The sequence below is a fragment of the Halomonas sp. Cn5-12 genome (genome assembly GCF_021532545.1).
Classification (GTDB): Bacteria; Pseudomonadota; Gammaproteobacteria; order Pseudomonadales; family Halomonadaceae; genus Vreelandella; species Vreelandella aquamarina.
This window is the reverse complement of record NZ_JAKGAY010000084.1, coordinates 1-1,018: the sequence shown is the minus strand read 5'-3', so window position 1 is coordinate 1,018 and position 1,018 is coordinate 1. Positions and strand designations below refer to the sequence as shown.

Genomic DNA, 1,018 nt, shown 5'->3' with positions numbered 1-1,018 from the left:
GATCGAGTAGACATCATGGATTGACCTGCCCCTCCTCAACGTCGTGGATTACGTTGAGGTAGGGACCAAAATGCAGAGCCACTATTGAGGGAGGCAGGTCATGAAACAGTCTAACGCAACTCAGCAAGCTGTTGTCGAGCGGGCCGTTGCCCAGCGTGTCAGCGCCGCCGGCAACGTCCATGCCGCTTATATTGGCCTGGACGTGCACAAGGTCAGCATCTCGGTGGCCATCGCCGAGATCGGGCGCCAGGCGCCCGAGTTCCGCGGTGAGATTCCCAACGAACCCAAGGCCATCGACAAGCTGGTTCGCCAGCTGAGCGAGCGCTTCGCTGGGCAGCCCCTGCTGTTCAGTTACGAGGCCGGCCCCTGTGGTTATGGGATTTATCACCAGGTCCAGGCCAGCGGCCATGACTGCGAGGTTGTCGCTCCAACCCTGATTCCCCAGCGTGCCGGGGACCGTATCAAGACCGATCGGCGAGATGCGCAGATGCTGGCCCGACTTTCGCGCTCCGGTGAGCTGACCCCAGTGTGGGTGCCCACGCCGGAACAAGAGGCGATTCGTGACCTGACCCGCGCTCGGGAGGACATGAAGGCGGGCGAACTCCGCGCTCGACAGCGACTCAACGCCTTTCTGTTACGACACAGCAAGATCTATCCCGGCAAGAGCAAATGGGGGCCGGCATACTTTCGCTGGCTGGAGGAAACAGTTCGCTTCGACACCCCGGTTCAGCAGATCGTGCTGCAAGAGTATGTAGATCATGTGAAGGAGGCCCAGCGTCGGGTGGCCGGTCTGGAGAAGCAGATGGAAGCCGCCTTGCCCACCTGGTCACTGGCGCCAGTGGTCGAGTCGATTCAGGCGATGCGCGGCGTTAGTCTGATCACTGCGATGACGGTGCTGGCGGAGCTCGGTGATATCACGCGCTTCGATTCGCCCCGCCAACTGATGGCCTACCTGGGGCTGGTGCCCAGCGAGCACTCGAGCGGTGGTAGCCGGCGGCAGGGCGGTATCACCAAGACC

1 protein-coding gene is annotated in these 1,018 nt (G+C 62.0%); it reads left to right on the top strand.

What is annotated here, in order from left to right; all coding sequences use genetic code 11:
• Nucleotides 1-100: 100 nt before the first annotated feature.
• The coding region (locus tag L1249_RS17400; RefSeq protein WP_235253805.1) for an IS110 family transposase at nt 101-1,018 on the top strand (918 nt) is incomplete at its 3' end.